The organism is Pseudomonas sp. PS01297, from assembly GCF_029959305.1.
GTDB lineage: Bacteria > Pseudomonadota > Gammaproteobacteria > Pseudomonadales > Pseudomonadaceae > Aquipseudomonas > Aquipseudomonas helleri.
The window spans coordinates 1-3,045 of the sequence record NZ_JASCPQ010000191.1 but is presented as its reverse complement, the minus strand read 5'-3'; the positions used below and the strand labels follow the sequence as shown (position 1 = coordinate 3,045).

The following is a 3,045-nucleotide window of genomic DNA, read 5'->3' as shown; positions in this document are numbered from 1 at the left end:
CTTTTGACCTTTAAAAGATCGCGAGGCAAGCTCGCTCCTACACGGGAAGGGTTTAACCGGCGTAGATGCTTTGCATCAACGCATCATGGCTGCTGGCCGGGTGCACGATCATGCCTGGCAGCAAGGCCTGGGATGAGGTCTTGAGGGTTTCGACCAACGCCTTGGCCACTTCTGATAACGGTGTGGCGTAGGCCGAGATCAAGCCAAAAAAGAACGGTACGTTGCTTTCAATCGGTCGCACCACGACGCCGTTCAATGGCACGCCAAAGGCCGTAAACGGGTCGGCCAGCGCCACGCCCAGCCCCACGCGGGCCATTTGCATGGCGGTCAGTGAGGTGTTGGTGTCAAGGATGTGCTGCGGCTCAACCCCGGCGGCTTCGAACGCGCGGTTGATGCGGCGGCGGAACCTGAACGGGTTGGAGATGCTGATCAAGGTCTGTTGTGCCAGGGTTTGCATGCTCAGCACCGGCTCTGCCGCCAGCGGCGAGTCGGCTGCCAGCACCGCCACGCAGGCAGCTTCGCCAATCCAGTGCAACTCAAGGCCGCGATGTTCCAGCGGCAAGCTGACCACCCCCAGATCCACGGTTTTGGCCAATACCGCCTGCACCGCTTCTTGCGCGCTGAGGCTCTGAATTTGCAGTTGTTGCGGCTGCAGCCCCGGCGGCAACTGCGCCAGCGCAGGCGGCAACAGGCCCGAGGCCAGGGCCGGAGTGGCCACCAGACGCAAACTGAGGTTTTCGTCACGGGCAATGTTCAGTGCCCGCTGCTGCACGTGACGCACCCCTTGCAGGGCATTCTCGACCTCGGCCGAGAGCATGAACGCCTTTTGCGTCGGGGTGACTTTCGGCCCGCTGCGTTCAAACAGGGCAAACCCCAGTTCCTGCTCCAACTCCTGTATCAGCCGGGTCACGGTAGGCTGCGAGCGCCCGAGCATCTGCCCTGCCCCCGTGACACTGCCCGCCGACATGACCGCAGCAAACGCTTCCAACTGGCGTAGATCCACCGGGATCTCCTTTGACATGACCTGAGGCGATGCAGTGTACACAGCACCGCCGGTTCGGGGCAGGTCACTCAGCCCGCCAACAGCGCAACCAGGGCCGGTACGGTCAGCACCGCGGTGTAATACCCCATGAACTGCACGCCGATGTTGAAGCCCAGAAAGCGCGAGAGAAAACCGCCCAGCAGGCCAACCGTGACAATCACCAGCAAGCCAAGCAAACCGCCCTCCCAGATCCCGATCACCAGAATCAGCCCGACAAACGTCGCGATTACCGCTTCGTGGCTGATTTTGCGCGACACGTACGACGCCGCGCGATACGCGTAATTCATGGTGAAGGGATAGGCGATCAACAAGGCCACCACCACCGCCAACATGCCGTAACCGAGAAATTCCCAAGTGCTGAGCAACGAGTGCAGGTTGTGCACCTCGCCCGAGGCCGAGTCCACGCTAAAGCGCGGCGGCGCGTTGAACAACGGCGCTGCCGGGCCCGCCGCCACCGGGCTCAGTGGCAAGCCAAAGGCAATCAGCGGGATCAGCGCTTCGGCAATGTAGGTGGACTCGGTCACGCCATTGCGCGCGGTAATCACCGTGGTCAGGCGATGGTAAACATGCTTGACCCGCGAGCCGACCAGTTCACCCATGATCACGGTCATGGCCACCGGGCTGAACACGAAGGTGGCGCTGGAGATTACAGCGGTGATGCCGGTCCACAGGCTTTGTTTGCGGTCCAGTACCTTGAGCGGGTTGGGAAAGAAGCCACCGCCGCTTTTTACATCCGGCGACAGTGAAAACGTGCGCACTTCACTGCGGCGCATGTTTTCGCGCTCGGCCGGGGCCATCATCGCGAACAGGGCTGCAATCAACGGCCCGATGGCGATCCCCAGAAAGTAACTGACGGTGAGCTTGACTCCGTATTGGCCGGTGAGGGTTTGCAGGCCGAGAATGATCAGCACAAAGGGGATCAAGGCCAGTACCGCTGCCAGCCGCCCTTTCGAAAACCACGCAATGGCAATCGCTGCCGCCAGGAAAATCCACGGCGCCGAGCGTTTGATGGTGTCGCCAAACGGCGCCAGCATGACCGCAAACAGAACCGCCATGGGCACGGCTATCAGCGCAGCAATCACCGCCCCGGAAATCATCTTGCGCAAGGCAATGTGCGGCACCCCGAGGTTGCGCAAGAAGTTGGCCTCGCGCATCAACGGCGTGGCCATGGTGTCACCGGGAATCCCCAGCAGGGCCGTGGGCACAGCGTGGGTCATATGCTTGGCCACCGCACCGGCCAGAAAGAACGTCAACACCCCCGGCGCAGGCACGCCCAGCAGCACCACCAGCAAGGTCAACGGTGCCAGGGTGGTGGTTTCATCGCTGCCGGAAATCAGCCCGATGGCGGCAAAAATCACCGCCCCCAGAATGCCCATGCCCAGGGCAATCAGTACTTGATCGAACAATGAAACGATCATGAGCGGCCTCCATTGGCAGCCAGGCCATCGACCGCTGGCGCCGGGTCATCCCCGGCGTTGTGCAAGCCCTTCTCGTAGTCCACGAACAGCTCGTACAGGTCCATCTCCTTGAGCTCGGCGATGGTTTCGGGGGGCAAATCGGCCAGACGCCCAAGGTCACCAAACTCGCTTTGCAAATCCTTCAAGATCTGGCTGCGCCAGGCCGGGTCTGCCTCGTGCTCGACCACATGGCGCTTGGGTTTGAACAGGCTCGCACTGATTGCCCCGCCCACCAGGCAACCCACGATGCCCACCAGCATGGCGTAGGCCCGGGCCATCTGTGCGGAGGCCACCCACTCAAGCAAAAAGTGCTGTGCGGTAAAAAACGCGCTGAGGCTGACGATGGCGCCAATCACAATGGCGTACACCAGATGGCGCACATCAACCGTGTCACCCCAGACTTCATAGAGTTCAGGTTTCAAAGAATTCTCCCACTGCTTTTATTGTTATGGAGGTGAAGAGAGACAACTCATGACGTGTAGGAGCGAGCTTGCCTCGCGATCTTTTAGAAGGTCAAAAGATCGCGAGACGAGCTCGCTCCTACAC

The 3,045-nt window shown here is 61.0% G+C and carries 3 protein-coding genes; all 3 read right to left on the bottom strand.

The features are described 5' to 3' along the window. Window positions 1–52: 52 nt before the first annotated feature. Window positions 53–1,003, bottom strand: a complete 951-nt coding sequence (locus tag QMX84_RS26120; RefSeq protein WP_048389469.1) for a LysR family transcriptional regulator — start codon at window positions 1,001–1,003, stop codon at window positions 53–55. Between the two features lie 68 nt (window positions 1,004–1,071). Further along, the gene (locus QMX84_RS26115; protein WP_048372638.1) at window positions 1,072–2,460 is read right to left on the bottom strand and encodes a tripartite tricarboxylate transporter permease; all 1,389 of its coding nucleotides are present in this window, start codon (window positions 2,458–2,460) and stop codon (window positions 1,072–1,074) included. Further along, window positions 2,457–2,921 (bottom strand): hypothetical protein, encoded by a 465-nt coding sequence (locus QMX84_RS26110; protein ID WP_262124428.1) that lies wholly within the window; start codon window positions 2,919–2,921, stop codon window positions 2,457–2,459. Before QMX84_RS26110 ends, QMX84_RS26115 begins: the two co-directional genes overlap by 4 nt. Between the last annotated feature and the right edge of the window lie 124 nt (window positions 2,922–3,045).

Coding starts and splice junctions, on each gene's coding strand:
- QMX84_RS26115 (WP_048372638.1), bottom strand. CDS start 2,460: ATGATCGTTTCATTGTTCGATCAAGTACTGATTGCCCTGGGCATGGGC.